Source organism: Amphritea sp. HPY (assembly GCF_050870985.1).
GTDB lineage: Bacteria > Pseudomonadota > Gammaproteobacteria > Pseudomonadales > Balneatricaceae > Amphritea.
This window is the reverse complement of the sequence record NZ_CP194015.1, coordinates 2,167,101-2,193,295: the sequence shown is the minus strand read 5'-3', so window position 1 is coordinate 2,193,295 and position 26,195 is coordinate 2,167,101. Positions and strand designations below refer to the sequence as shown.

Here is a 26,195-nt window from a genome sequence, read left to right as displayed (position 1 = left end):
TTTTTTAAATTCATTGTTTGTCTTTTGAGTTCAGGCTCCCAGTTCGGGTATTTTTTAGCTCGCTTATCTTTTTGTTGTGTTGCACAATTCTTCTGTCTCTCTTTTCTATCGTTCTGTTAAGGAATTTTGCTTATGAAGGATTCTTTTCGTCATTCTGTATTGCCAACTGGTATCGTCGCTCTTGTTCTGAGCCTCTTTTCTTATAGTGCTATAGCTGGTCCGACCGAGTCCGACCCTTGGGAAGGCTTTAACCGCGTTATGTTTGAGTTCAATGATACGCTGGATTCCTATGCGTTGAAGCCGGTGGCTAAAGGCTATAAAGCGGTTACCCCGGATATAGTAGAAACCGGTATTGGTAACTTTTTCGGTAACTTGTCCGACGTCGGCAGTTTTCTTAATAACCTGCTACAGCTTAAAGGTGAGGCTGCGGTTCAGGATATGAGCCGGGTGGTGTTTAACTCAACCATCGGTCTGGCGGGTTTTATCGATGTCGCAACGCCGATGGGCTTGCCGGAACATAATGAAGACTTCGGTCAGACTTTAGGTTATTGGGGCATGCAGACCGGCCCTTACCTTGTGTTGCCTTTGCTGGGGCCATCTAACGTGCGTGATGGTTTGGGTCTGATTCCTGATTCGATGGTTGATCCGGTGGGTGAAGTTGATCATATCCGTACCCGCAATTCGCTGTACGGAGTGCGTATTATCGACAATCGGGCGCAACTACTGGCGGCTGAGAGCCTGTTGAATGGTGACCGATATACAGCGCTTCGCGATGCATACCTGCAGCGTCGTGAATTTATGGTCAATGATGGTGAGGTTTCAGCTGACTTTGATGATGATCAGTTTTAGTTGAACGGTCTGAGTTTATCTGAGGCGCTTAAATTGCCAGCTGATGACAAAAAATAACCGGAGAGCTATATCAGGCGGACCTGACTGCCAGATCTGGCAGTTAAGTGTACCTGAAGTTTAATGCGCAGTGCTGTTCTTTACTGCTGCTTCAGGTCGCTGCTTATAGTATCTCCGGATATGAGGTTTATTCTGAACCTGTGTATCCATTTTCTTTAAATTAGTTGCTGTCACGGCCCCAGGTGCCTTGGCTATCTTCACTCATCTCACCTTCCATATGTGGATCAGTAACATCAATGGCAAAGTTTGAATAAGGGTGAACAGTGTCCAGAGAGCTTGCCTGAACTGTTACAGCACTAAGCATTGCCAGAATAAAAGCGATGCCTGTCATTTTTAAAGCTTTCATGATTTTTTCCTCGCTACCGTGTATGTAATGTCAATATAAGTTCAGATCCTGAAACAAAACTGAAAACGCTGGTTGTTTTTTATACTGTTATGTGAGAGCTATATAGTAAATTGTAATTACCGAGCGGGTGGTTGCCGGTATCTCTCTGTCTTTCAGTAATATGACGATCCTGGTAGGCTGTTCGATTATTTGCCTGAGCTTGTCTTGTTTAGGTCTGCTAACACACACAGGTCTTGTGTTTTTAAAATAGGAATATTTCCTATAGATGCCCATTGTGGGTTATGTAGAATGGGTTTGTGGATTGTAGGATGAAAAGGAAATTAAATCTTCAGGGACGAAGAGTAGTACCTGCTGTTGTATCTGCATATGTATCTGCGACGTAGTATAGGTTTATTCGGATCAGTCTTTTTAAGGTTGGTGGTACCGGGTAGGCTCAAACTGCTCCACGGCTATTCAGGGAAGAGATAGCTGCCGGCAGGGATGCTGGGTGAAGGGCTCTGGACTGGATGTCTCAGAGCCCTTTTTAACGCCTGAAATTTTTAATTATAAGCTTTTTAATGATGAGCTTTGTCAGGCGCTTTTAGTTCATTGCTGTCAGCAGCTGTTCCAATTTTAACTGGTCAGCGGCAAAGTTGCGGATACCTTCGGCCAGTTTCTCGGTGGCCATCGCATCTTCATTCATCGCCCAGCGGAATCCGCTTTCACTATTCTCCAGCTTGCTGTCATTGCAAATCGGATTATTGCCGAACAGCTTTTGATCCAGCGGCAAGTTAGTGTTTGCCAGTTCGTTGATCAGGGCAGGGCTGATAGTCAGGCGGTCGCAACCGGCCAATTGGCGGATTTCTTCACTGTTGCGGAAGCTGGCGCCCATTACTACGGTGTTGTAGTTGTGCTGCTTATAGTAATTGAAGATCCGGCTGACTGAGATTACACCCGGGTCTCTGGCGCCGCTGAAGTCAGTGCCTTCAGGGCTGTTGGCTTTATGCCAGTCCAGAATGCGGCCAACAAAAGGTGAAATCAGAAAGACACCGGCATCGGCGCAGGCGATAGCCTGGGAAAAGCCGAACAGCAGGGTAAGGTTGCAGTTAATGCCCTCTTTTTCCAGAATACGTGCCGCGGCAATGCCTTCCCAGGTCGATGCTATCTTGATCAGTACCCGATCGTTAGCGATACCTGCATCGTTGTACAGGCTGATTAGTTTACGGGCTTTTTCTAAAGTCGCAGCGGTATCAAATGACAGCCGGGCATCAACTTCAGTGGAGATGCGGCCCGGAATCAGTGACAGGATTTCGCAGCCGGCGTGTACCGCCAGTTTATCGGTCATATTGGCCAGCATCTCGTCAGAGCTGCCGCCTTGCTGCACAGCCCACTGTTTTGCCGCTTCAAGGTAAGGCTGGTAGTCAGGGTTCTGGCTGGCTTTCAGCAGCAGCGATGGATTGGTGGTGGCATCGACCGGCTTTAGTTGTCTTATCGCTTCAATATCGCCGGTATCGGCAACAATTGTAGTGATCTTTTTTAACTGATCCAGTTGGCTTTCCATATTATTGTTTTCCTGTAAATTCGGTATGCGTCAGTACTGTTCAGTACTCTCTAATTCAGTTCAGTTCAGTTCAGTTCAGTTCTGTATAGATATCTTATTAACAGGCGACTTTCTCTACTGCCTGCTTAATCACATCGATACCAGCCCCAGGACGATGCGCGTTTTCGCTGATATAGCGGCGGAACTGGCGACCGCCGCGCTGGCCGTGGAACAGGCCCAGCAGATGACGGCTGATATGGCCAAGGTAGGCGCCCTCAGACAGTTGCTGCTCAATATAGGGCAGCATGCGTTGCATTATTTCAAAGCGACTAGTCGGGGTCAGGTTTGCGCCATACAGAGCATCGACTTCAGCCATCATATAGGGGTTCTGATACGCCTCGCGGCCAACCATTACGCCATCCAGGTGCTGAAGGTGCTCCTGGCATTCCCGCAGGGTTTTTATGCCGCCGTTGATAATAATCTCAAGTTCTGGAAATACCTGCTTGATGCGGTATACCCAGTCATACTTCAGCGGTGGTATATCGCGGTTTTCTTTCGGGCTGAGGCCCTTAAGAATGGCTTTGCGGGCATGGATGATAAAGGTGTTGCAGCCGGATTCTTTCACTGTTGCGACGAACTGGTGCAGCTCTTCGTAGCTGTCCATGTCGTCGATACCCAGGCGGTGCTTTACGGTTACCGGAATATCCACGTCGCGCTGCATTGTAGTCAGGCATTCGGCAACCAGTTCCGGATGTGCCATCAGGCAGGCACCGATCATATTGTTCTGCACCCGGTCGCTGGGGCAGCCGACATTAAGGTTGACCTCATCATAGCCGTAATCTTCGGCCATGCGGGTGCATTGCGCCAGATCTTGCGGATTGCTACCGCCCAGCTGCAGGGCGATCGGGTGTTCCTGCTGGCTGTACCGCAGGAAGCGCTCAGTATCACCGTGGATCAGCGCACCGGTGGTCACCATTTCAGTGTAGAGCACTGCGTTCTGGGAAATCAGGCGGTGAAAGTAGCGACAATGGCGATCGGTCCACTCCATCATAGGTGCAACGCAGAAAGTGCGGTTAAGCGCCGGGCGGAGCGGTGCGGTGGTGTCAGTATCGGTCTGGGTTGTCATAGAAAGCTGTCAGCTATAAAAAGGCTATAGACGGATATTCGTCAACGGCCGGAAATAAGGTCATCGCTATAGTTTGCATTAAGCGCCGGATTATATACCAGAACGAGTGATATCTCCTGTATCACACTGTTTAGCGAGCAGGCTTAGCGCTTAGAAATTTCACGCATCAGGCCGCTAAGGTCGAGCCCTTGCAGGTCGGCCAGCTTTTCAATATCGGATTGGCTTCTTGGCGGCGCTTTACTGGCTTGTTTTATTGCCGCTTTTTTTTCAGCGACTTTAAGGTCCAGTTTTCTTTGTAATTGATCCAGTTGCTCGAGGCTTAGCGCCATCAGCTTGTCATCAGCGGTACAGCTATTCATGGGGGTAAATATATCCGGGTAACTCAATAATGTTTTTCCATACTGAATCTGAGCGAGGTAAAAATATTAAAGCAGTAAAAGCTCAGATCTCTTCCGTGGTGGGGTGCCTGCAGCGAGAAGTGCAAGCATCGCATAAATTGTAGCATCATCGCCAGTGTTGGTTAAGTTGATATCGCAGTTGAAATAACTATTTAAATAGCGGAAGTGTTTATTTTCATGGTTTAATCCCGGCTTATTAATCGTTGCCTGTTGTTAATACATGGTAAAGACATGGTAAAAACATGAATCAAGTTAAAAAGACCGGCCTGTCTCGCTTTTATTACGCCACTAAGTACTCGTTTCAGGGGATTGCTGCGGCATACCGGGAAGAGCCTGCATTTCGTTATGAGGTTGCCTCGCTTTTTGTGATGGTTCCGGCGGCTTTCTGGCTTGCAGAAAGTGGTATGCAGCTGGCGCTGTTGCTGGCGTGTTGTTTTCTGGTGCTGGCGTTTGAGATTGTTAACTCGGCTATTGAGGCTGTGGTTGACCGCTGGGGGCCGGAATACCACGAACTTGCCGGTCGGGCTAAGGATATGGGGTCCGCCGCGGTCTTTATTATGCTGATGATGACAGCCATAGTTTGGTTGTGCGTTTTTTATGATAATGGCTATCTGAATTTTTAAGACAAACGTAACTGATTAAGCCAGTGTCTTTTTATGGAAGGCGCTGTTTATAACAGCGCCTTGATTTCCGGCAGGCATGAACCGCAGTTACTGCCGCACTTTAGTTTCTCTGCCAGTTTTTCGCTGCTATCAACGCCCTCTGCAATAGCTTGTTTAATACTGTTCTCACCAACCTGAAAGCAGGCACAGACGATTGCGCCGACATCTTCGGTGGGTTCCACGGCTCGTGCCGAAAGCAAGCCCAAACGCTGCTCCTGGTTCAGACTGGTCTTGGCAAATTGCTCTGCCAGCCAGTTATGGGTCGGTTTAGAGGACCCAGTAGTCGCCATAAACAGCAGTTCCAGCCGATCATTCATGAAGCTCGCCAGGCGATACAGTTCGCTCCCGCTCGAACTCAGTTCCACGTAATCCTCGCCGGGATCGGTAACCGTTTGTAGCCATTGCGGCCAGGATATCGGCTGTGTCGCATCCGCCAGTTCATAGCGGTAGCCATATTCGGTTGCTGTTTTGCACCAGTATTCTGTTGCCAGTGATGGCAGTTCGTTGCGACTCAGTATAACGCCCTGCCATGCCATCGCTAATGGTCGGATTTTTACCGGGGAGTGCTTGGATTCGGGCTGTCCTGACAAGCTGTCTTTAACGGGATGGATCAGGCTGTCAGCCCGGGCGTGGGCGGCAAACTGATCGCTCCAGTGGATCGGCATAAACAGCGATCCTTCACGCTGCGCTGGGCTGATCATCGCCTTAACAACGCAGCGTCCCAGCGGGCTGCTGACCTCGACAATTGCGCCTTGTTCTACGCCGAAACGCTGTGCGTCTGAGTCGGTCAATTCGACATAGGGTTCGTCGATGTGGTTGAGTAGTCTGAGCGCTTTACCGGTACGGGTCATGGTATGCCACTGGTCGCGGATTCGGCCGGTGTTCAGTACCAGAGGAAACTCAGTGTCTGTAGGAAAAGCGGGTAGTGCAGGTTGAATTGGTATTAGTCTGGCACGGCCATCAATGGTTGCGAACTGACCGTCACTGAATAAACGCGTGCTGTCTTGTCGTGAATTGGTAACGGGCCATTGTTGTGGGGGCAGATTATGAAGTTCTGTATCGCTGAGGAGGCTTAGAGCCGAGATATTAAATAGCCGCTGGCCCTTGCTCTTAGATAACTTCTCCTTATGTAACTTGCCCTTAGGTAAAGTGTTTCGATAGCCTGATAGCTTAGCATGCTCGCGGAATACTGCACCTGAGTCGGTAAAGTTAAAGCCTTCGCTGAAGCCCATTTTCTTAGCCACATCGCAGAGTATCTGCCAATCGTGTCGCGCAGAACCCGGTATCGGCAGAAAACTGTTCTGGCGTGAGATACGGCGTTCGGAGTTGGTCGTTGTGCCTTCCTTCTCGCCCCAGGTCGTGGCTGGTAATAGAACGTTAGCACAAAGGGTGGTGTCGGTTATCTCGTTGCAGTCAGATACAACGACCAGTTCACAGCGCTGCAGGGCTTCACGGATGAAGTTTGAATCCGGCATGCTGACCACCGGGTTAGTGCCGATAATCCAGATCGCCTTTATCTTCCCCTCATTCACGGCGCGGAACATATCGACCGCTTTCAGGCCTTCTGTGTGGGTCATGTTTGGTGCCTGCCAGAACGACTCCACCAGGTCGATATTCTCCGGATCGCTGAAATCCATGTGGGCAGCCAGCTGATTGGCCAGCCCGCCGACTTCCCGGCCACCCATGGCATTAGGTTGTCCGGTAATAGAGAAAGGAGTGGCACCCGGTTTGCCAATCTTGCCGCTGGCCAGATGGCAGTTAATAATTGCATTGCCCTTATCTACACCGGTAGAGGACTGGTTAATGCCCTGGGAGAACAGGGTTACACAGCGGTCATTATTGAGGAACAGGTCGAAGACCTGCTCCAGTAGTGTAGGCTCAAGCTCGCATTGGCTTGCGGTGGTAAGCAGGTCAGGGGAGCTGGTTTGAGCCGCCTTCAGTGCTTCGTTAAAGCCGTCGGTATGCTGCTTAATGTAGCCATTGTCGAGGCCGTCATTGTCTGCCAGGTAGCTGAGCAGACCGGAGAACAGATAGCCATCGCTGCCGGGCTTAAGGGGCAGATGTATATCGGCGATATCACAGGTTGCGGTACGGCGTGGATCAATTACCACTACCTTCATCTCTGGTCGGGCCTGCTTGGCCGCAGCTATACGCTGATACACGATAGGATGAGCCCAGGCCGCGTTCGAGCCCACCAGGATTAACAGATCCGCCAGCTCCAGATCTTCATAGCAACCGGGCACCACGTCAGCGCCAAAGGCGCGTTTATGGGCGGTAACCGCAGACGACATGCAGAGCCGGGAATTGGTATCGACATTGCCGGAGCCGATAAACCCCTTCATCAGTTTGTTGGCGACGTAATAGTCTTCGGTGAGAATCTGGCCCGAGAGGTAGAAGGCTACCGCATCCTGGCCGTGCTCCCTGATTATTTGATTGAAGCCATCTGCGACATGGCCGATCGCCTGGTCCCAGCTTACCGGCAGACCATTCACTTGTGGTTCTAATAAACGACCTTCCAGCGACGTCGTCTCATGCAGGCTTGAACCTTTGACGCATAGCCGTCCCCGGTTTGTTGGATGGTCCTGACTACCGCTGACCGCAATCAGCCGGCCGTCTGAAACTTTTGCATCAACACCACAGCCGACACCGCAGTATGGGCAGGTAGTCTTTACTGTTGATGCTGTGATTTCAGCTGTCGGGATGTTTGCGGGTGTATTCATCAATATCGCTTCTGTAATAATTAATCAGTCGCCAGGTATGAGGTTATAGCTGTATCTCAACCCGGTCGCCATTGAGGCGCGCCTGCCAGGCGGGAATACTCTGCGTTTCATCTTCCAGACAACGCCCGCTACGCAGGCAAAAATGTTGCTTATATAAAGGCGACGCCACTACCAGGTCCTCACCCAGCGAGCCGATCAGGCCCCGGGACAATACGTTTGCACTACCAAAAGGATCGTAGTTCGATACCGCGTACACGGTATCCTCAGCGGGCATATAAAACAGTGCCACCTGCTGCTCTTCAACCAACGCACAAACACCGGAGTTAGCGACCAGGTCTTGTTTGTTGCAGATATCGGTCCAGGATGTATTACTCATGATTGTCTCCTCTTATCCAACCAGCTTGATTGGTTCGGCTAGAATTTCAGTTTTCTCTGCGGCGTTGGCCGGGCGAATCTGATCACGTTCTTCGATAAACAGAATGTTGTCGTCCTTGGCATCGGAGTTTACAAAATGATTGAAGCGTTTAAGTGATTCAGTACTTTCCAGGGTGGTTTTCCATTCGCACTGGTAGCTACCGACAACATTGCTCATCTGCTGCTCAAGTTCTTCGCCCAGACCCAACGAGTCTTCGATGACCACTTGCTGCAGATACTCCAGGCCGCCTTCCATATTTTCCATCCACACCGAGGTGCGCTGCAGGCGATCAGCGGTTTTGATGTAGAACATCAGCAGGCGATCGATATAGCGGGTCAGGGTTTCTTTATCCAGGTCGGTTGCGAACAGGTCGCCATGGCGTGGCTTCATGCCGCCATTACCGCAGACATAGAGGTTCCAGCCATTTTCTGTGGCGATGATACCGATATCTTTACTCTGCGCTTCGGCACACTCCCGGGTACAGCCGGATACCGCAAACTTTATCTTATGTGGCGCACGCAGGCCCTTGTAGCGATTTTCCATCTCGATCGCCAGGCCAACGCTGTCGTCAACGCCAAACCGGCACCAGGTACTGCCGACGCAGGACTTAACGGTACGCAGAGACTTGCCATAGGCGTGACCGGTCTCGAAACCGGCGGCGACCAGTTCTTCCCAGATCGGCGGCAGTTCTTCCAGACGAGCGCCGAACAGGTCGACCCGCTGGCCACCGGTAATCTTGGTATACAGGTTATATTTTTTGGCGACTTCACCCAGTACGATCAGCTTTTCCGGGGTAATTTCTCCACCTGGGATCCGCGGTACCACAGAGTAAGTACCATCTTTCTGCATGTTGGCCATGAAGGTATCGTTGGTGTCCTGCAGGCCGACATTGTTGTCGGTGAGGATATAGTCGTTCCAGCAGGATGCCAGCATATTGCCCACGGCCGGTTTACAGATCTCGCAACCATGGCCGCTGCCGTGCTTATGCAACAGCTCATCAAAACTCTTCAGTTCTTCAACCCGGATCAGGTTGTACAGATCCTGGCGGGTGTAGGGGAAGTGTTCGCAGATATCGCGGTTGACCTCGACGCCCATCTCTTCCAGTTCATGGTTAACCAGATCGGTGAGCAGGGCGCTACAGCCACCACAGCCGCTGGCAGCTTTAGTCTCACCTTTAACATCGGCAATAGTGCAGCAACCACCATCCAGTGCAGCGCGGACATCGCCTTTACTGACATCGTGGCAGGAACAGATCTGAGCAGTTTCCGGCAGGGCGCCAACGCCCAGACCGGTTTGTTGATCGTCACCGCGATTTGGCAGGATCAGAGCATCAGGGTATTCCGGCAGGTGGATGCCGTTGAGCATGTATTGCAGCAGGGTGCCGTACTCTTCAGCATCGCCGACAAGGATTGCGCCCAGCAGCAGCTTACCGTCTTCAGAGACCACCATTTTCTTGTACACTTCAGCGACTTCATCGACAAAGGTGTAGCTGCGTGAACCGGGAGTACGACCATGGGCATCACCGATACTGGCAACATCGACCCCCAGCAGCTTCAGTTTGGTGCTCATATCCGCACCGGTGAACTGTTCGTCGCCTGCGGTCAGATGTGATACCGCGACTTTGGCCATCTGGTTACCCGGTGCAACAAGACCGAAAATCTGTTTGTTCCACAGCGCACATTCGCCGATTGCGTAGATATCCGGATCGGAGGTCTGGCACTGGTTATTGATTACAATACCGCCACGCTCTCCAAGCTCCAGGTCACACTGCTTAGCCAGCTCATCACGGGGGCGGATACCGGCAGAGAACAGAATCAGGTCGGTTTCCAGCACTTCACCGTCGGTGAAATTCATCTTGTGGAAGCACTCATCACCATCGTTGATCAGCTGAGTGTTCTTTTCCGTGTGTACAGTAACGCCCAAATCCTGGATTTTATTGCGTAGTATAGTGCCGCCGCCATTATCCAGCTGTACCGCCATCAGGCGTGGCGCGAACTCGACAACATGAGTCTTCAGACCCAGGTCTTTCAGGGCTTTAGCCGCTTCCAGACCCAGCAGGCCACCACCGACAACTACACCTACTTTGGATTTTTTGGCGGTCTCTGCGATCGCATCCAGATCGTCGAGTGTACGATAAACCAGGCACTGGTCACGGTCATGGCCCGGCACAGGCGGTACAAATGGATAGGATCCGGTTGCCAGTATCAGCTTATCGTATTCGAGAACAGTATCTTTATCGGTGGAGACGGTTTTAGCATCGCGGTCGATAGTAGTGACTTTTTCGCCGGTCAGTACATTCAGTCCCCATGAGCGATACAGTTCGGCATCACCCATCGCCAGGTCTTCTGCGCTGGATCCTGAGAAATATGCAGTCAGATGAACCCGGTCATAGGCCAGACGGCTCTCTTCACAAAATACTGTTACTTCAAACTTATCCAGTTGATCGCTGTCGGCCAGGCTCTGCAGGAACTGATGGCCGACCATACCGTTACCGGCAATGACTAATTTAGTTTTGTTCATGAGGAGACTCCTGCCGCGAGGCTGTTAACGGCTGCTGTAGGGATAAACTGGCCTGTTACGGCCTCGCTTGTATTGATATCGAAATTGGTTTCGCTCTGCGGCTGTTCGGTATAACGCTGGCCGAAAATAAGATCGGGGCTCAGATGCCGCACCGGTTGTTGCTGTTGGATAAGCTCGAAGTACCAGTTACCATCCTGTACCGCGCCATAGAGCACGACACCGACCAGAAGCTGATCACGGAATATCAGTTTCTTATAGATGCCCCGGTTAAGGTCTTTGAAGACCAGTGAATCGGACTCTTTGCTATCGAGAAATTCGCCGGCGGAATAGAGATCGATGCCGGACACTTTAAGCTTGGTGGCGTTGGCTTTTACCTGGTAGCGGCTATCGCAGCTGCCATTGAGCTGGTCCGCCAGTACCCGGGCCTGATCCCAAAGGGGAGCAACCAGTCCGAAAGTATCTTCGCCGAACTGGGTGCATTCACCCAGTGCATAAATGTTGTGGTGAGAGCTCTGCATCTGGTCATTGACCTGAATGCCGCGTGCGCAATCGAGCTGACTGGTCTGTGCCAGTTTTTTGTTAGGGGCGATGCCGATTGCGATAACCGCAAGTTCGGTACTGAGCACGGAACCGTCGGTCAGAGTCACAGACTGCAGTTTGCTTTTTGGGTTAGGACTTGAATCCAGACATGCTGCGTTCTTATCAGCAGAGCCCTCACCACAAAATTCCTGTACCTCACAGTTGAGGCGTACATTGATACCGCGGGATTCAAGCTCCTGCTTCAGCAGTTCGCCGGCGGTTTCGTCTAACTGACGGTTGAGTAACCATTTGCCACGGTGAGTAACCGTCACTTCGATACCGTATTTGAGCAGGCCATAAGCGGCTTCCAGACCGAGCAATCCACCGCCCAGAACGACTGCGTGTTTAGCTGTGCTGGCTTCAGACAGGATCTGCTCAACATCGTCTAGGGTGCGGAAGCTGAGGATGCCCGCCAGACCGGTATTCTGCGCAACCGGTGGAATAACCGGCGAGGAGCCTGTTGCCAGTACCAGCTTATCGTATTCGATCTCCAGTCCTTTCAGGCTGAAAACCTTCTGCTGCTTCGCGTCAATATGAACCACCGGATCACCGCTGAACAGGGTGATGCCGTTTTTCCGGTACCATTCGATCGTGTTAAGCATGATCTCTTCTGGCTTCATCTCGCCGGCCAGAACCGGTGATAACATGATGCGGTTGTAATTGCCGTAACGTTCTTCACCAAATACGCTGATCCGGTACTGCTCAGGATCATGCCTGAGGACCTCCTCAAGCAGTCGGCCACTTGCCATACCATTGCCGATGATTACCAGATGAGGTTTTGACATTGTCGTTATTGCCTCGCTTGTTGTAATAAATGGTGAAAAAAAATGGCATCCATCAGCCAGCGCGGGTGCAGTGCCCTGGTAGATGAACGCCATTGTTCAATTACATATAAGGTGTCTAAGATAGACGCATAAGATAAAGCAGGCTCTGTGCCAGTATAAGTAAACTGCTTTAAATACAGCGTGTTAGGGTTGTTTTCTTTGTGTTTTGATCGATTTTATGTGGCGAAAGCGAATGGTCTGCGCACCAATATGCAGGAAATGAGTGCTGAATTGCGCTGCATTGGTGCGGGGTGAGGGTGTGGGAGGCGCATTTGTGGGAGGCGCGCCCTCGCGGCGATTTTTATGATGAATCTGTAGATTCTTCGCGACGAGGTACCCGATGAGGCAAGCAAGCGTCACACCTACGCCTGATTTAATAAATTAGTTGAATAGCATTGGCTGCTAATAACAGCGCCGCGATGCACTGCCATACCAGCAGAGGGTTCTTTTCCATCAGGGGTTGATTGCGCACTCCGGTTTCGAGTTGCGGGTTGGGGGAGGTGAAATCCTGAATAAATTCAGACAATGCCTGGTAACGGTGTATCGGGTTGGGTTGCAGGGCTTTTTTGAGACAGCCTTCCATCCACAAAGGTAGATCCTTACGCTGCTGCAGGGCCGGCAGGTAACTGAGTTGAGAGTAGTTATCGATTTTCACCTGCTTTACCGATTGCTCCTTAAACGGCAGTTTACCGGTCAGCATCTCGTAGCTGATAACCGCCAATGAGAACAGGTCTGAACGGAAGCTACCTCGTTCACCCATCAGGTATTCCGGTGCGATATAGTTAACCGAGCCCTGGGGTATCGACTTGTCCAGCGGCGAGCCGAGTTCGCTGATGCCGGCGATCAGCACGGTGCCGAAATCAAGAATCTTTACCTGGCCATCGCGGTTGAGCATGATGTTTTCCGGCTTCAGATCCTGGTGCACCATATCCTGGCGTTGCAGGGCGCGTAACCCCTTGATCGCCTGCCGGATTATTGGTCGCACCTGATCCAGCGCCGGGTTTGGATTGTCGTCCATCCACTGACGCAGATTAATACCCTGAATGTATTCCCCGAGATAGTAGAGGAAGCGCTTTTTCCCGGCTGGTTTAAAGGTTTTCATTACGTGCGGATTATTGACCTGCTGGCCAACCCATTCTTCACGAACAAAACCATCCAGGTAGAGCGGATCATCGGCAAAGTTTGTGGAGGGGGCTTTCAGGGTATAGCGCTGGTCACTGTTCAGGTCTTTCACCAGATACATGTGACTGCGGGTGCCGCTGAAAATAATATCCAGCACTTCGTAGTTATCTATTTTATTGCCAACTTTGAGTACCGGCGGAATCGGCAGTTGGGTCAGCCTGCGGTGGCTTTCGTCGAGGCTTTCCCGAGGTAGCTGGTCAACGCTGACCAGCAGCACTGTCAGGTTATCATCACTGCCATTACTGAGTGCCAGCTCAACCATCTCCCGGGCCAGGAGCTCAAGATCAGTATTTCCAGCTTTTGCCAGAATCTGTTTGATCTCAGCAGGGGTGAGGAATTCGTGTACACCATCGGTGCTTAACAGCAGCAGATCACCAGGCTTTAGGTCCTGCTGTGAAAAATCTACATCCAGGTGCCGGTCTGCACCGAGAGCCCGGGCCAGATAGTTGTGACCACGCTCGGTACGGGTATGGTCGCAGGTCAGTTGTTCCAGTTGACCATTTTTGTATGCATCAGTTTGGTAATGGTAGATGCGGGAATCGCCGACATGAAAGGCGTACAGCGTATTAGATTTGATGATCAGTGCCGAAAAGGTGGTCAGCATACTGTCGCGGTGTATGGGTTGCGCACTGTTCTGCTGATACAGCCAGTTGTTCAGCCCGGTCATCACCCGGGACACTGATTGCTTGACGCCCCAGCTGTCCGGGGTACTGAAATAATCGTCGATAAAACTGGTGACTGAGGTCTGACTGGCGATGTGCGAGTCTTCACAGCTGCTGACACCATCAGCAATAACAGCGACTGCACCTTTGAATCGATTACCGCTGTCACGGGGTAGGTGGGCGGCAAAGGCATCCTGATTACGTTCTTTCTGCCCCGCGGTTGAATAACCCCCGAAGCTGACTTTCAGTTCACTGGTAGTCGCTTCTGTTGTTAATTCAGAAGTTGCCGCAGGATTAGTTAAGCCTGCTTGATCTGTCATTGGCAGTGTCGTCATCAGTTCACCTCACATCTCCACAATAAGAACAGGATAGCCGCACGGTAAAACCGGGCAGCTATCCGCTTGCTAAAATGTACTTATTTTAAGTAACACTGATCAGCTCAACAGTACCGTCCTCATTGACCTCAGCCATGTGGCCTTTTGGTTCTTCAAGGAACAGCAGGGTGACAAAACCTAATACTGCAGTAGCCGCGATCACCATAAAGAAGGTCTGGTAGCTGACCATAGACAGCACTGTGAGATAGAACACCGCACCGACATTACCGTAAGCGCCTGTCATGCCGGCAACCTGGCCGGTCAGACGGCGTTTGATCAGCGGTACAACCGCAAATACCGCGCCTTCACCCGCCTGAACAAAGAACGAGCAGGCCATCGCCGCAATTACTGCAATGATCAAAGGCCAGCTGTTGTCGATCATCGACATCACAGCATAACCAACAGCTAGGCCTGCAGTCAGAATCAGCAGGGTTTTCTTACGGCCGAAGCGATCACTGATCCAGCCGCCACCGGGACGGGACATCAGGTTCATAAAGGCATAGGCGGAAGCCAGCAGGCCGGCGACAACCATATCCAGCTCAAACACATCGGCAAAGAATAGCGGCAGCATCGAAACGACCGCCAGCTCAGAGCCAAAAGTGGCAAAGTACAAGATATTGAGTACCGCAACCTGCTTAAACTTATACTGCTCAATTTCCGGCACCGGGGTGATAAAAATCTCGCGGTTAACGTTGTACGCACTATAGCAATCGTAGATCAGGATAGCGGCCAGCAGGACATAGATGGTTATAGCTGCAGTATCACTGAGAATGCTGACACCGGCGGGAGACAGCTTCCAGGTCAGTAGTACCAAAGCGGCATATAACGGAATCTTCATAATCAGCAGGAACAGGAAGTCACCTTTACTGGTGACCTCAAGGCCGCCGATCTTCTTTGGTTTGAAATAGGTGGAGCCCTTCGGTGTATCGGTAACATTTTTATACCAGATAAAGCTGAAAATCAGGCAGATCGCACCGGTCAGGCCCACCGCGTAGCGCCAGCCATCTTCACCACCGAACAGCAGGGCGAGTGTTGGCAGGCTCATCGCAGCAGCTGCAGAACCAAAGTTGCCCCAGCCACCGTAGATGCCTTCTGCGGTACCCAGTTCATTAGCCGGGAACCACTCGCTGACCATGCGGATGCCGACCACAAAGCCAGCGCCGACGAAACCAAGCAGGAAGCGGGAGATCGCAGCTTCAGCAAAATTATCGGCCAGAGCAAACATAAAGCAGGGAAAGCAGGCCAGAAACAGCAGCGTGGCGTAGGTGATACGCGGGCCGTATTTATCGGTCAGCATACCGACAATGATCCGTGCCGGAATGGTCAGGGCGACGTTGAGGATCAGCAGGGTTTTGATCTCATCCCTGGTCAGCCCAAGAGATTCAGCGATGGCGCCCAGCAGTGGCGCATGGTTAAACCAGACAAAGAAGGTAATGAAGAATGCGATCCAGCTGAAATGCAGGATCTTCATCTTCCCGGTAAAGGAGAAGATATTCAGTTTTGAGGTATCACTCATATAGGTTGCCTCTTGGTAAATGTAAAAAGTGTTTAATGCAAAAAAAAAGCGCCCGGAGCTGCCGCTTAAATCGGAAGCTTCGGACGCTGTTGTCCTGTTTCGGGCGGTTTACAGGACGAGTAGTGAAGCTGTCCTGATATAAAGCCCGCTAAATTGTGTGTCTTTGGTATTACTTATGTTTTAACAACAGCATAGCCTGTGCCATATTTGTTAACTGATTGATATTTAGTGGGTAATTTGTTGTTTGTGATAATCTGCGGTTGTTTTTGTGCACGTGGGTAAGGCATGGATGGGAGGTTTTGCACCAAATTACAACGTAAACTCATTCCTGCTACTTTTCAGCATATGCGACACTGAGGGATTGTTCCGCAGAGGTGAAAAAAGACCGCCATGAAGGCGGTCAAGGGATCTTACGGATGGAAAACTTGTCAGTTCTTATTGTTATTTTTTACTTAGCTTTAGCTCCTGTTTTTTTCTTATCTAATGATGGATTTGGCTGGCCGCTTTTGTGTACGGCAACTAATCCAGCATTTCCAATACGGAGATAATATTTTTAGCGACAGCGGTCATCGACTGACCTTTGTCCATCGCCATTTTGCGCATCGCGCTGTAAGCCTGATCTTCGCCGCAGTTCTGGTGTTTCATTATCAGTCGTTTGGCCTGATCCAGTTGTTTACGGTCCTGTAGTTCACCCCGTACATCGTCGAGCTCACCCCGCAGCGCCTGGATCTCCCGGAAGCGGGCGGCGGCAGCACTCATGATCGGTTGAATGCGGTCGGCGCTCATGCCATCCACCACGTAGGCGCTGACCCCGGCTTTAATCGCCTGCTCGATGGTTTCTGTATCTCCCTCTTCGGCGAACATCACAACGGGCTTGGGGATATGGCTGTTCAGCGTGGCCATATGTTCCAGTACGTCGCGGTCGGGGGAGTCCAGCTCAATAATGATGATATCAGGTTTGATCTGCTCAACCCGGTTGATCAGGCCTTCGGTGTTTTCGAGACGACAGGCAACGTCATAACCCTGATCATTCAGAGCTTGTTTCAGGATGGCGGACCGGGCAGAGTTATTATCAATTACCAGCACTCGCTCGGTAGGTCGTTCAGTTGTTGTCATAGTCTTCTTAATATCCGCTTTTACAGGTCATAGCTATCTACTCGGTAGACACCCTTTTACGACAATCGTTAGGTTAAGCGCTGCAGTTATTGTGCCAGCCGAAACCGCCGGGTTTTACCGATTTGTGCGCTGTTCTGGTGCGATGTTGTTTATTTTCAGGCGCAATGCATCGTGCAGGCGCTTATAGACCTTTCCCGATCTGACTTTCCAGCTGTGATTTTTCAGTTCTGAGCCCGATACAGATACCGGCTACATATAGGCGAGCAGCAGCCAAGCGGGTATAATGCCCGGCAATTTCTTTTAATCAGTTTGGAATAAGTTGCTCCGATGACTGTACGTACCCGTATTGCACCATCCCCGACCGGTGATCCGCACGTAGGCACCGCGTATATCGCACTGTTTAATATGGCGTTTGCCCGCCAGCACGGTGGCGAGTTTATTCTGCGTATTGAAGATACCGACCAGACCCGAAGCACTGCAGCATCAGAGCAGATGATTCTGGATTCCCTGCGCTGGCTGGGACTGGAATGGGCGGAAGGCCCTGATAAGCCGGGTCCGCATGGTCCGTACCGTCAGAGCGAGCGGTCTGATATTTACCAGAAGTACACCCAGCAACTGCTGGACGAAGATAAAGCATTCAAATGCTATCGTACCTCTGAAGAGCTGGATCAGCTGCGCAACGAGCGCCGTGAACAGGGCGTGCAGAGTGCATTGAAAGAGAGCGATCTCGCATTGCCGGCTGAAGAAGTCGCTAAGCGTGAAGCGGCTAACGAGCCATACGTCGTACGTATGAAAGTACCTGCAGAGGGTGTCTGCGTATTTGACGACATGCTGCGTGGCGCGATTGAAGTGGAATGGTCCCAGGTTGACTGCCAGATTCTGATGAAGTCCGATGGTATGCCGACCTACCATCTGGCTAACGTAGTCGATGATCACCTGATGGAGATCAGCCACGTACTGCGTGGCGAAGAGTGGATCAGCTCTGCACCTAAGCACCAGCTGCTGTACAAGTACTTCGGCTGGGAAATGCCTAAACTGTGCCACATGCCGCTGCTGCGTAACCCGGATAAGTCCAAGCTGTCCAAGCGTAAGAACCCGACCAGCATCATCTACTACCAGCGTATGGGTTACATGGCCGAAGCGCTGCTCAACTACCTGGCGCGTATGGGTTGGTCCATGCCGGACGAGCGTGAGAAATTCTCCCTGGAAGAGATGATTGAAAACTTCGACGTCAATCGCGTATCCCTTGGTGGACCGATTTTCGACCAGGAAAAACTGAGCTGGCTCAACGGCCTGTGGATTCGTGAAGAGCTGACCGATGAGCAGTTTGCCGCAGAATTCCAGAAGTGGGCGCTGAACCCTGAATACCTGATGCAGATCATTCCGCTGATCAAGCAGCGGGTCGAGAAGTTCACCGACGTTGCACCGGTTTCATCGTTCCTGCTGTCCGGCATGCTGCCGATCACCGAAGCAAGCTTTGAGCACAAGAAACTGGAGCGTGACGATACCCGTCGCATCCTGCAGTTTGCATCCTGGATGCTCGATGCCGAGCAGAACTGGAGCAAAGACCACCTGTTTGGCCAGTTCAAGGCGCTGGGCGAGGCGATGGGCTTTAAGATCCGCGACGTACTGTTCCCTATCTTTGTTGCTATTGCCGGTACCAGCCAGAGTGTCTCCGTAGTGGACTCCATGCAGATCCTCGGCCCTGACATGAGTCGTGCCCGGGTTCGTCATGCCCTGAACACCGTCGGCGGACCTTCTAAGAAAGAAGCCAAGCGTTGGGAAAAAGAGTACCGTGAAGTCGCTAAAGCACTGGCAGAAGGCTAAGCCATTGTTTGATATTTAAACTATTGAAAAGCCCTGCATTGCAGGGCTTTTTTGTATTAGAAACAATTAGTTGAAAAGTGTCGGGGATGCGGCTGAAATTTAGCAGTAACTTCTCTTGACACTCCACAGGTCGATCATTATTATAGCCCTCGTCTTGTGTTGGGGCCTTAGCTCAGCTGGGAGAGCGGTTCGCTGGCAGCGAACAGGTCAGCGGTTCGATCCCGCTAGGCTCCACCAATACTTCTCCGGTTAACCGGACTATCGAGAAACCTGCTATATGCAGGTTTTTTTGTGCCTGGAATTTATTATCTTGATTTGTTGCCAGGATTTTCGGAACCTCACCTTCAGCGATGTAAACCAGAAATTGGATCGCGCAGTGTTCTGGGCTGGAATCGTGCTGAATCAGACCCTTCAAGATAAGCAAGGGCGGCCATGAAAGCTAAGTAGGTAATGCCTGTAAATCCAATTAGCCTGCCCGTTAAACAGATCCACCAAGCTTTTCACGGTGGTATGGAAGCGTTTGTAGTAGGGGCATTCAAAGTCCGAATATTCAATCAGGCTGATCTAAGCTTCCGGGTTGCCATAAATATGGTATCGTCCTTGTTCGATGCTTCGTGCATTACGGGCTTTTTCGTTAGGCTTCTTTCTTTTTAAGCGCGGGCATCAGCCTGTGCTTTGGCTCTGGTTTTCTGGGTAAAAAAGCATGCAGCAAGAAGACTGCCGGAATCAATTTGACCGGCTTACCTGCTGTTAACTGGCTCGTAAAACAGCTTAAGCCTGGTTCGGAGTTCTGTACTCGTGCAGCGGTGTTAGCAGTGTAAATCTTTAGTTACATTCCCCCCCCCCCCATAAAAGCAGTGATTGCGCTCAGTATGTTTGCTGAATTTATACTGTCTGGATGATTGATCGATAACCGTCTGTTTTCTCGAAGATAATTATGTCTACCTATAGTGGCTGAAAACAACAGTTAAGCGGGATTTTGCCGGCTTCCCTGTCTCTCCTCACTACCTGAATTAAGGCATTTTACACAGTGAAAAACACTGATCTGTAAACATCCATTAACAGCGTTTTCAATATAAACATATCAGCTTTTTTAAATATTCAGAGTAAACAAAAAGTTAATGAAAGAGGCTCGATCTTTGCCTTGTTCACGAGTAATAGCTTTGCTTTTGCTTTGTCTAAGTGCAGTCAGACGGTCTTTCTCTATTTCGTGTTAATGGTATTCGGGGCTGTTTTCCAGCTTCAGGGTCTATGTCCAAAGAGACGAAGCGAGGCAAAGAAAATATCTTAAACGCAGCTTGTCGAGGGTCTTGGTAAGACAGTGTGTAGTGCAGTACTTACCAAAAAAACACATCACCCCCCCCCCTCGCAGAATTATCGCGGCGACAGAATATACGAGGGGATTCACAATGAATAATCAATCAATAACTTCACACTGTTGGCGCCTGCTGAGGCAGACTGTCGTGAGCGGCATGCTGTTCCTCGGTATGCTTTTCAGCGCACAGACGGCCCTGGCCGACGGCGCCGGCAATACCACCTTCGAAACGGGGCAAGTCTGTATGGAGCAGGCGGCAGGCTTCGGTCTGAACTGTACCGCCAACGATATCAGTATCGCAGAAGCCACTAATATTGAGATTTTAGATGATGGTTGCGCCTTTCCCGGTGACACGGTTAACTTTCGGGCTGACTTTACGGTGCTGCTGACAGCGCAGGAACGTCATGATATCGGTATCTGGTTTGCTGAAGATGGCGGTGACGCCCTAACTGGTACCTGTACCGCAGCGACCCCTGCATATGCACCGGATCCGCCATGGCTAGACCTTGATGGCCTGGGTGATCCACTTCCCGGTAACGGTAAAAAAGTGTATCCCGGCCGACAGGATTTCTGTGGTGATATAGATGACGATCATAACCCTCTATTCCCAACGCTGACCCTTACCGTTGAGTGTATTGATAGAGATGGCGACAGCAAACTCGATCTGCCTAACTGTACCAGTTGGCGTCAGCCCGGTGCGAACGATCTGTGCGAAACCCCCCTGCATGCTTTCCCAGGCGCGCCATCCAAATGTAATTGCGGCATTTTAGATGTCGATATTACTGTGCCTAAGTTTATCGAGGTGAAAAAAGTACTGTTCCCTGAAGTTGATCCAGGCCTGTTTGACCTGTTGATCGATGGTGTTGAATATGCCACTGATGTAGGCGATAACGGTACAACCGGACGAGTAGCAGTGCTTGAGGGTACCCGTACAGTGAGTGAGATGGAGGGGGCCGGAACAGATCTCCAGTTTTATGATACAGATATCAGCTGTGTTGACCGTATACCGGATTCGACTAATCCTATCCTCAGTTGCACAGGCTGTACCTCACTGGATCTGGATATAGTGGCCGCTGAGACTGACTACCTCTGTACGATCACCAATACCCTGGCGCTGCGGGCACCGGATTTCACCGTTGTCAAAACCAATGATGCAAACGACGATGGCGCATTTAATGATACTGAGACCGTAATCGCAGGCAGATCCTATCCGGTAACTGTTCCCTACAAGCTGGAAATCACAAACAATGATATATTATTTGGATTTGAGATTATTGATCTGATTGATAATCAGCATAATGCAGAAATGCTAGCTGGCTGTTCAGGTTTGCTGAATACGATTGTAGATCCAGGAGCAACGGAAAGCTGCACATTTAATGTAATATTTGACAATGCCGACCTGGGTTCAATCACTAATACATTGAATGTGACTGCTTTCATTGAGGGATTAGGCCAGTTTAACGAATCTGATGACTCGACGGTAATCTTTGAACCACTGCCTGCCATAGACATCGTCAAGGATGGTGCGCTGGATCTGGGGGCAGATGGTATCGCCAATCCGGGTGACCTGATTAACTACACCTTCGTAGTCACCAACACCGGTAACGTTACACTTATTAACGTCAGTGTGACCGATCCGCTGGTGAGCGTCGGTGCGCTGAGCGATACCGCCGGTAACGGTGTAACCGTGATGGCACCGGGCGATGTAGAAACCGCAACTGGCAGTTATGTTATCACCCAGGCCGACATCGATGCCGGTCAAAGGGATAACCTGGCAACCGCGAGCGGCACACCGCCGGTCGGACCTCCGGTAAGCGACACCGATCCGCACGAAGAGCCGATCCCGCAAGGACCTGCCATCGATATCCTAAAGGATGGTGCCCTGGATCTGGGTGCTGACGGTATCGCCACACCGGGTGACCTGATTAACTACACCTTTGTAGTCACCAACACCGGTAACGCCACCCTGACCAACGTCAGCGTGACCGATCCGCTGGTCAGCCCGATCTCCTGCCCAGGTGGCAATCCGGTACCAAGTATGGCGCCGGGCGATGTGGAAAACTGCAGCGGCAGCTACGCCATTACCCAGGCCGATATTGATGCCGGTCAAAGGGACAACCTCGCTACAGCCACCGGTACCGCACCGGACGGCGGTGAGGTGAGCGACACCGATCCGCACGAAGAGCCGATCCCGCAGGGACCTGCCATCGAGATCATCAAGGATGGTGCCCTGGAGCTGGGTGCTGACGGTATCGCCACACCGGGTGACCTGATTAACTACAGCTTTGTTGTGACCAATACCGGTAACGCCACCCTGACCAACGTCAGCGTGACCGATCCGCTGGTCAGCCCGATCTCCTGCCCAGGTGGCAATCCGGTACCAAGTATGGCGCCGGGCGATGTGGAAAACTGCAGCGGCAGCTACGCCATTACCCAGGCCGATATTGATGCCGGTCAAAGGGACAACCTCGCTACAGCCACCGGTACCGCACCGGACGGCGGTGAGGTGAGCGACACCGATCCGCACGAAGAGCCGATCCCGCAGGGACCTGCCATCGAGATCATCAAGGATGGTGCCCTGGAGCTGGGTGCTGACGGTATCGCCACACCGGGTGACCTGATTAACTACAGCTTTGTTGTGACCAATACCGGTAACGCCACCCTGACCAACGTCAGCGTGACCGATCCGCTGGTCAGCCCGATCTCCTGCCCAGGTGGCAATCCGGTACCAAGTATGGCGCCGGGCGATGTGGAAAACTGCAGCGGCAGCTACGCCATTACCCAGGCCGACATTGATGCCGGTCAAAGGGACAACCTCGCCACGGCCACCGGTACCGCACCGGACGGCGGTGAGGTGAGCGACACCGATCCGCACGAAGAGCCGATCCCGCAGGGACCTGCCATCGATATCATCAAGGATGGTGCCCTGGATCTGGGTGCTGACGGTATCGCCACACCGGGTGACCTGATTAACTACACCTTCGTAGTCACCAACACTGGTAACGCCACCCTGACCAACGTCAGCGTGACCGATCCGCTGGTCAGCCCGATCTCCTGCCCAGGTGGCAATCCGGTACCAAGTATGGCGCCGGGCGATGTGGAAAACTGCAGCGGCAGCTACGCCATTACCCAGGCCGATATTGATGCCGGTCAAAGGGACAACCTCGCTACAGCCACCGGTACCGCACCGGACGGCGGTGAGGTGAGCGACACCGATCCGCACGAAGAGCCGATCCCGCAGGGACCTGCCATCGAGATCCTCAAGGATGGCGCCCTGGATCTGGGCGCTGACGGTATCGCCACACCGGGTGACCTGATTAACTACACCTTCGTAGTCACCAACACCGGTAACGTCACCCTGACTAACGTCAGCGTGACCGATCCGCTGGTCAGCCCGATCTCCTGCCCAGGCGGCAATCCGGTACCAAGTATGGCGCCGGGCGATGTGGAAAACTGCAGCGGCAGCTACGCCATTACCCAGGCCGATATTGATGCCGGTCAAAGGGATAACCTGGCAACTGCGAGCGGCACACCGCCGGTCGGACCTCCGGTGAGCGACGACGATCCGCACGAGGAACCGATCCCGCAGGGACCTGCCATCGATATCCTCAAGGATGGTGCCCTGGATCTGGGCGCTGACGGTATCGCCACACCGGGTGACCTGATTAACTACACCTTCGTAGTCACCAACACCGGTAACGTCACCCTGACCAACGTCAGCGTGACCGATCCGCTGGTCAGCCCGATCTCCTGCCCAAGTGGCAATCCGGTACCAAGTATGGCGCCGGGCGATGTGGAAAACTGCAGCGGCAGCTACGCCATTACTCAGGCCGATATTGATGCCGGTCAAAGGGACAACCTCGCTACAGCCACCGGTACCGCACCGGACGGCGGTGAGGTGAGCGACACCGATCCGCACGAAGAGCCGATCCCGCAGGGACCTGCCATCGAGATCCTCAAGGATGGCGCCCTGGATCTGGGCGCTGACGGTATCGCCACACCGGGTGACCTGATTAACTACACCTTCGTAGTCACCAACACCGGTAACGTCACCCTGACTAACGTCAGCGTGACCGATCCGCTGGTCAGCCCGATCTCCTGCCCAGGCGGCAATCCGGTACCAAGTATGGCGCCGGGCGATGTGGAAAACTGCAGCGGCAGCTACGCCATTACCCAGGCCGATATTGATGCCGGTCAAAGGGATAACCTGGCAACTGCGAGCGGCACACCGCCGGTCGGACCTCCGGTGAGCGACGACGATCCGCACGAGGAACCGATCCCGCAGGGACCTGCCATCGATATCCTCAAGGATGGTGCCCTGGATCTGGGCGCTGACGGTATCGCCACACCGGGTGACCTGATTAACTACACCTTCGTAGTCACCAACACCGGTAACGTCACCCTGACCAACGTCAGCGTGACCGATCCGCTGGTCAGCCCGATCTCCTGCCCAAGTGGCAATCCGGTGCCAAGTATGGCGCCGGGCGATGTGGAAAACTGCAGCGGCAGCTACGCCATTACCCAGGCCGATATTGATGCCGGTCAAAGGGATAACCTGGCAACTGCGAGCGGCACACCGCCGGTCGGACCTCCGGTGAGCGACGACGATCCGCACGAGGAGCCGATCCCGCAGGGACCTGCCATCGATATCCTCAAGGATGGTGCCCTGGATCTGGGTGCTGACGGTATCGCCACACCGGGTGACCTGATTAACTACACCTTCGTAGTCACCAACACCGGTAACGCCACCCTGACCAACGTCAGCGTGACCGATCCGCTGGTCAGCCCGATCTCCTGCCCAGGCGGCAATCCGGTGCCAAGTATGGCGCCGGGCGATGTGGAAAACTGCAGCGGCAGCTACGCCATAACCCAGGCCGATATTGGTGCCGGTCAAAGGGATAACCTGGCAACCGCGAGCGGCACACCGCCGGTCGGACCTCCGGTGAGCGACGACGATCCGCACGAGGAGCCGATCCCGCAGGGATCTGCCATCGATATCCTCAAGGATGGCGCCCTGGATCTGGGCGCTGACGGTATCGCCACACCGGGTGACCTGATTAACTACACCTTCGTAGTCACCAACACCGGTAACACCACCCTGACCAACGTCAGCGTGACCGATCCGCTGGTCAGCCCGATCTCCTGCCCAGGCGGCAATCCGGTGCCAAGTATGGCGCCGGGCGAGTCGGAAACCTGTACAGGCAGTTACATGATCACGCAGACAGATATCAATAATGGCGAGAAGTGTAATACTGCGCTGGCTACCGGTACAGCACCGGACGGCGGCGAGGTGAACGATGTAGATAGCCATTGTGAAGATATTCCTCAACCTGCGGTTCTTTTCCTGCTCGCCGACGAGGATGCTTTCGATAACGGCCTGCTGTATTGGCTGGGAAGTGAGAATCCAAATTCGGATGAAGGAACTCAGTACAAGAAACGGGAAGTGAATGATCAGAAGCCCGGAATCTTACAGCGTGATCCGCTAGGGTTCTTCTTAGACAATGTTGGTCAGCAGTTCCATATCTGGACCGGGCAGGTGGGTGATGAAGGATTGTTTGCCCCATTATATGCAACCTCATCCTGGTTAAGTGAACTCATTGCCGGCAACATAAGCCAGAATGCGCTTGACGGAGTTCCTATGGTGCCTCTGAGGGCCGATGGCCAGAAGCTGATTGAAGGACGCACAGTTTGTCTGCTTGTCCATGACAGTGATATCAGTATTAATTACCCTGGTCAGGGTAATGTAGTAGGTAACGCGCAGGGCGAATGGCTTGGCATTGCGGCCTTTGATGTGGCAGTGGGTGGAGTCCAGCCTCTCACAGAATATTCATCAGGTACGTTGACAACGATGTTGATTACAGTACGTGATCCTGAAGATGTTTGCTTCAGACCGTTGGAAGCTTGGAGTGATGCGCCAATACCTGTTAGCTCTTCGGAGCCGTACGACATTACTCCTGATACACCTCCTGAAGGTTATTTGAACTATTAACCATTAACGCACAACGCAAGCCTTGTATGAAACCTTCATGCAAGGCTTGCGTTATTATTGGGCAGCAAAAATTGCAAAGTACTGATCTATAACCTGGTTGGAATCATTCTTTCCAGCAAAGTTGCCCTTCATTTTTTAACTTGCTTCGTGCCAGCTGTCAGAGCAACTAACTAATAAGCTAACGAATACTCGCTGCTGT

At 52.1% G+C, this 26,195-nt stretch carries 15 protein-coding genes and 1 tRNA gene; 5 read left to right on the top strand and 11 right to left on the bottom strand.

The genetic code is table 11. The features are described 5' to 3' along the window. The first annotated feature begins 132 nt into the window (after positions 1–132). Entirely contained in the window at positions 133–849 is a 717-nt protein-coding gene (locus tag ACQUQM_RS09890) for an MlaA family lipoprotein (protein WP_432474313.1), read from the top strand. A gap of 217 nt (positions 850–1,066) precedes the next feature. Here ACQUQM_RS09890 and ACQUQM_RS09885 read toward each other — a convergent pair whose 3' ends face one another. From ACQUQM_RS09885 to ACQUQM_RS09870, 4 genes are all read right to left on the bottom strand, one after another. Next, on the bottom strand, positions 1,067–1,252 hold the full coding sequence (locus ACQUQM_RS09885) for a hypothetical protein (protein ID WP_432474312.1): 186 nt from the start codon (positions 1,250–1,252) through the stop codon (positions 1,067–1,069). Between the two features lie 580 nt (positions 1,253–1,832). After that, complete coding sequence (tal, locus tag ACQUQM_RS09880) at positions 1,833–2,792, bottom strand: transaldolase (protein ID WP_432474311.1); 960 nt, start codon at positions 2,790–2,792, stop codon at positions 1,833–1,835. 97 nt (positions 2,793–2,889) lie between these two features. Then, positions 2,890–3,897, bottom strand: a complete 1,008-nt coding sequence (gene dusA, locus ACQUQM_RS09875; RefSeq protein ID WP_432474310.1) for a tRNA dihydrouridine(20/20a) synthase DusA — start codon at positions 3,895–3,897, stop codon at positions 2,890–2,892. A 143-nt stretch (positions 3,898–4,040) separates the two neighbouring features. Next, complete coding sequence (locus ACQUQM_RS09870; RefSeq protein WP_432474309.1) at positions 4,041–4,256, bottom strand: hypothetical protein; 216 nt, start codon at positions 4,254–4,256, stop codon at positions 4,041–4,043. A 281-nt stretch (positions 4,257–4,537) separates the two neighbouring features. Here ACQUQM_RS09870 and ACQUQM_RS09865 point away from each other — a divergent pair, with 281 nt between their 5' ends. Next, complete coding sequence (locus ACQUQM_RS09865; protein WP_432474308.1) at positions 4,538–4,918, top strand: diacylglycerol kinase; 381 nt, start codon at positions 4,538–4,540, stop codon at positions 4,916–4,918. Between the two features lie 47 nt (positions 4,919–4,965). On the opposite strand, the gene ACQUQM_RS09860 is transcribed toward ACQUQM_RS09865, so the two are convergent. From ACQUQM_RS09860 to ACQUQM_RS09830, 7 genes are all read right to left on the bottom strand, one after another. Next, positions 4,966–7,677 (bottom strand): nitrate reductase, encoded by a 2,712-nt coding sequence (locus ACQUQM_RS09860; RefSeq protein WP_432474307.1) that lies wholly within the window; start codon positions 7,675–7,677, stop codon positions 4,966–4,968. A gap of 43 nt (positions 7,678–7,720) precedes the next feature. Then, positions 7,721–8,053 carry a nitrite reductase small subunit NirD gene (gene nirD, locus ACQUQM_RS09855; RefSeq protein WP_432474306.1) on the bottom strand — a complete coding sequence of 111 codons (333 nt, stop codon included), beginning with the start codon at positions 8,051–8,053 and terminating at the stop codon, positions 7,721–7,723. Positions 8,054–8,065: 12 nt separating this feature from the next. Then, positions 8,066–10,612 carry a nitrite reductase large subunit NirB gene (gene nirB / locus ACQUQM_RS09850; protein ID WP_432474305.1) on the bottom strand — a complete coding sequence of 849 codons (2,547 nt, stop codon included), beginning with the start codon at positions 10,610–10,612 and terminating at the stop codon, positions 8,066–8,068. Next, positions 10,609–11,976: an NAD(P)/FAD-dependent oxidoreductase gene (locus tag ACQUQM_RS09845; RefSeq protein WP_432474304.1), complete on the bottom strand. Its 1,368-nt coding sequence runs from the start codon at positions 11,974–11,976 to the stop codon at positions 10,609–10,611. The genes nirB and ACQUQM_RS09845 overlap by 4 nt, the downstream gene beginning before the upstream one ends. A gap of 412 nt (positions 11,977–12,388) precedes the next feature. Beyond that, entirely contained in the window at positions 12,389–14,194 is a 1,806-nt protein-coding gene (locus tag ACQUQM_RS09840; protein WP_432474303.1) for a protein kinase domain-containing protein, read from the bottom strand. An 85-nt stretch (positions 14,195–14,279) separates the two neighbouring features. Next, positions 14,280–15,749, bottom strand: coding sequence for a NarK family nitrate/nitrite MFS transporter (locus tag ACQUQM_RS09835; protein WP_432474302.1), 1,470 nt, complete (start codon positions 15,747–15,749; stop codon positions 14,280–14,282). A 519-nt stretch (positions 15,750–16,268) separates the two neighbouring features. Then, positions 16,269–16,865: an ANTAR domain-containing response regulator gene (locus tag ACQUQM_RS09830; RefSeq protein WP_432474301.1), complete on the bottom strand. Its 597-nt coding sequence runs from the start codon at positions 16,863–16,865 to the stop codon at positions 16,269–16,271. A gap of 327 nt (positions 16,866–17,192) precedes the next feature. Here ACQUQM_RS09830 and gltX point away from each other — a divergent pair, with 327 nt between their 5' ends. The 3 genes from gltX (at position 17,193) to ACQUQM_RS09815 (ending at position 25,996) form a co-directional block, all read left to right on the top strand. Next, entirely contained in the window at positions 17,193–18,692 is a 1,500-nt protein-coding gene (gltX, locus tag ACQUQM_RS09825) for a glutamate--tRNA ligase (RefSeq protein ID WP_432474300.1), read from the top strand. A gap of 161 nt (positions 18,693–18,853) precedes the next feature. Further along, positions 18,854–18,929, top strand: a tRNA-Ala gene (locus tag ACQUQM_RS09820). 1,172 nt (positions 18,930–20,101) lie between these two features. Then, the gene (locus ACQUQM_RS09815; protein WP_432474299.1) at positions 20,102–25,996 is read left to right on the top strand and encodes a DUF7507 domain-containing protein; all 5,895 of its coding nucleotides are present in this window, start codon (positions 20,102–20,104) and stop codon (positions 25,994–25,996) included. Positions 25,997–26,195: the final 199 nt, after the last annotated feature.

What these genes read in the sequence shown, in the direction of transcription:
- ACQUQM_RS09835 (WP_432474302.1), bottom strand. Translation starts at nt 15,749, where the DNA reads ATGAGTGATACCTCAAAACTGAATATCTTCTCCTTTACCGGGAAGATG.
- ACQUQM_RS09845 (WP_432474304.1), bottom strand. Translation starts at nt 11,976, where the DNA reads ATGTCAAAACCTCATCTGGTAATCATCGGCAATGGTATGGCAAGTGGC.
- ACQUQM_RS09890 (WP_432474313.1), top strand. Translation starts at nt 133, where the DNA reads ATGAAGGATTCTTTTCGTCATTCTGTATTGCCAACTGGTATCGTCGCT.
- nirB (WP_432474305.1), bottom strand. Translation starts at nt 10,612, where the DNA reads ATGAACAAAACTAAATTAGTCATTGCCGGTAACGGTATGGTCGGCCAT.
- tal (WP_432474311.1), bottom strand. Translation starts at nt 2,792, where the DNA reads ATGGAAAGCCAACTGGATCAGTTAAAAAAGATCACTACAATTGTTGCC.
- ACQUQM_RS09840 (WP_432474303.1), bottom strand. Translation starts at nt 14,194, where the DNA reads ATGACGACACTGCCAATGACAGATCAAGCAGGCTTAACTAATCCTGCG.
- dusA (WP_432474310.1), bottom strand. Translation starts at nt 3,897, where the DNA reads ATGACAACCCAGACCGATACTGACACCACCGCACCGCTCCGCCCGGCG.
- ACQUQM_RS09865 (WP_432474308.1), top strand. Translation starts at nt 4,538, where the DNA reads ATGAATCAAGTTAAAAAGACCGGCCTGTCTCGCTTTTATTACGCCACT.
- nirD (WP_432474306.1), bottom strand. Translation starts at nt 8,053, where the DNA reads ATGAGTAATACATCCTGGACCGATATCTGCAACAAACAAGACCTGGTC.
- ACQUQM_RS09885 (WP_432474312.1), bottom strand. Translation starts at nt 1,252, where the DNA reads ATGAAAGCTTTAAAAATGACAGGCATCGCTTTTATTCTGGCAATGCTT.
- gltX (WP_432474300.1), top strand. Translation starts at nt 17,193, where the DNA reads ATGACTGTACGTACCCGTATTGCACCATCCCCGACCGGTGATCCGCAC.
- ACQUQM_RS09870 (WP_432474309.1), bottom strand. Translation starts at nt 4,256, where the DNA reads ATGAATAGCTGTACCGCTGATGACAAGCTGATGGCGCTAAGCCTCGAG.
- ACQUQM_RS09860 (WP_432474307.1), bottom strand. Translation starts at nt 7,677, where the DNA reads ATGAATACACCCGCAAACATCCCGACAGCTGAAATCACAGCATCAACA.
- ACQUQM_RS09830 (WP_432474301.1), bottom strand. Translation starts at nt 16,865, where the DNA reads ATGACAACAACTGAACGACCTACCGAGCGAGTGCTGGTAATTGATAAT.
- ACQUQM_RS09815 (WP_432474299.1), top strand. Translation starts at nt 20,102, where the DNA reads ATGAATAATCAATCAATAACTTCACACTGTTGGCGCCTGCTGAGGCAG.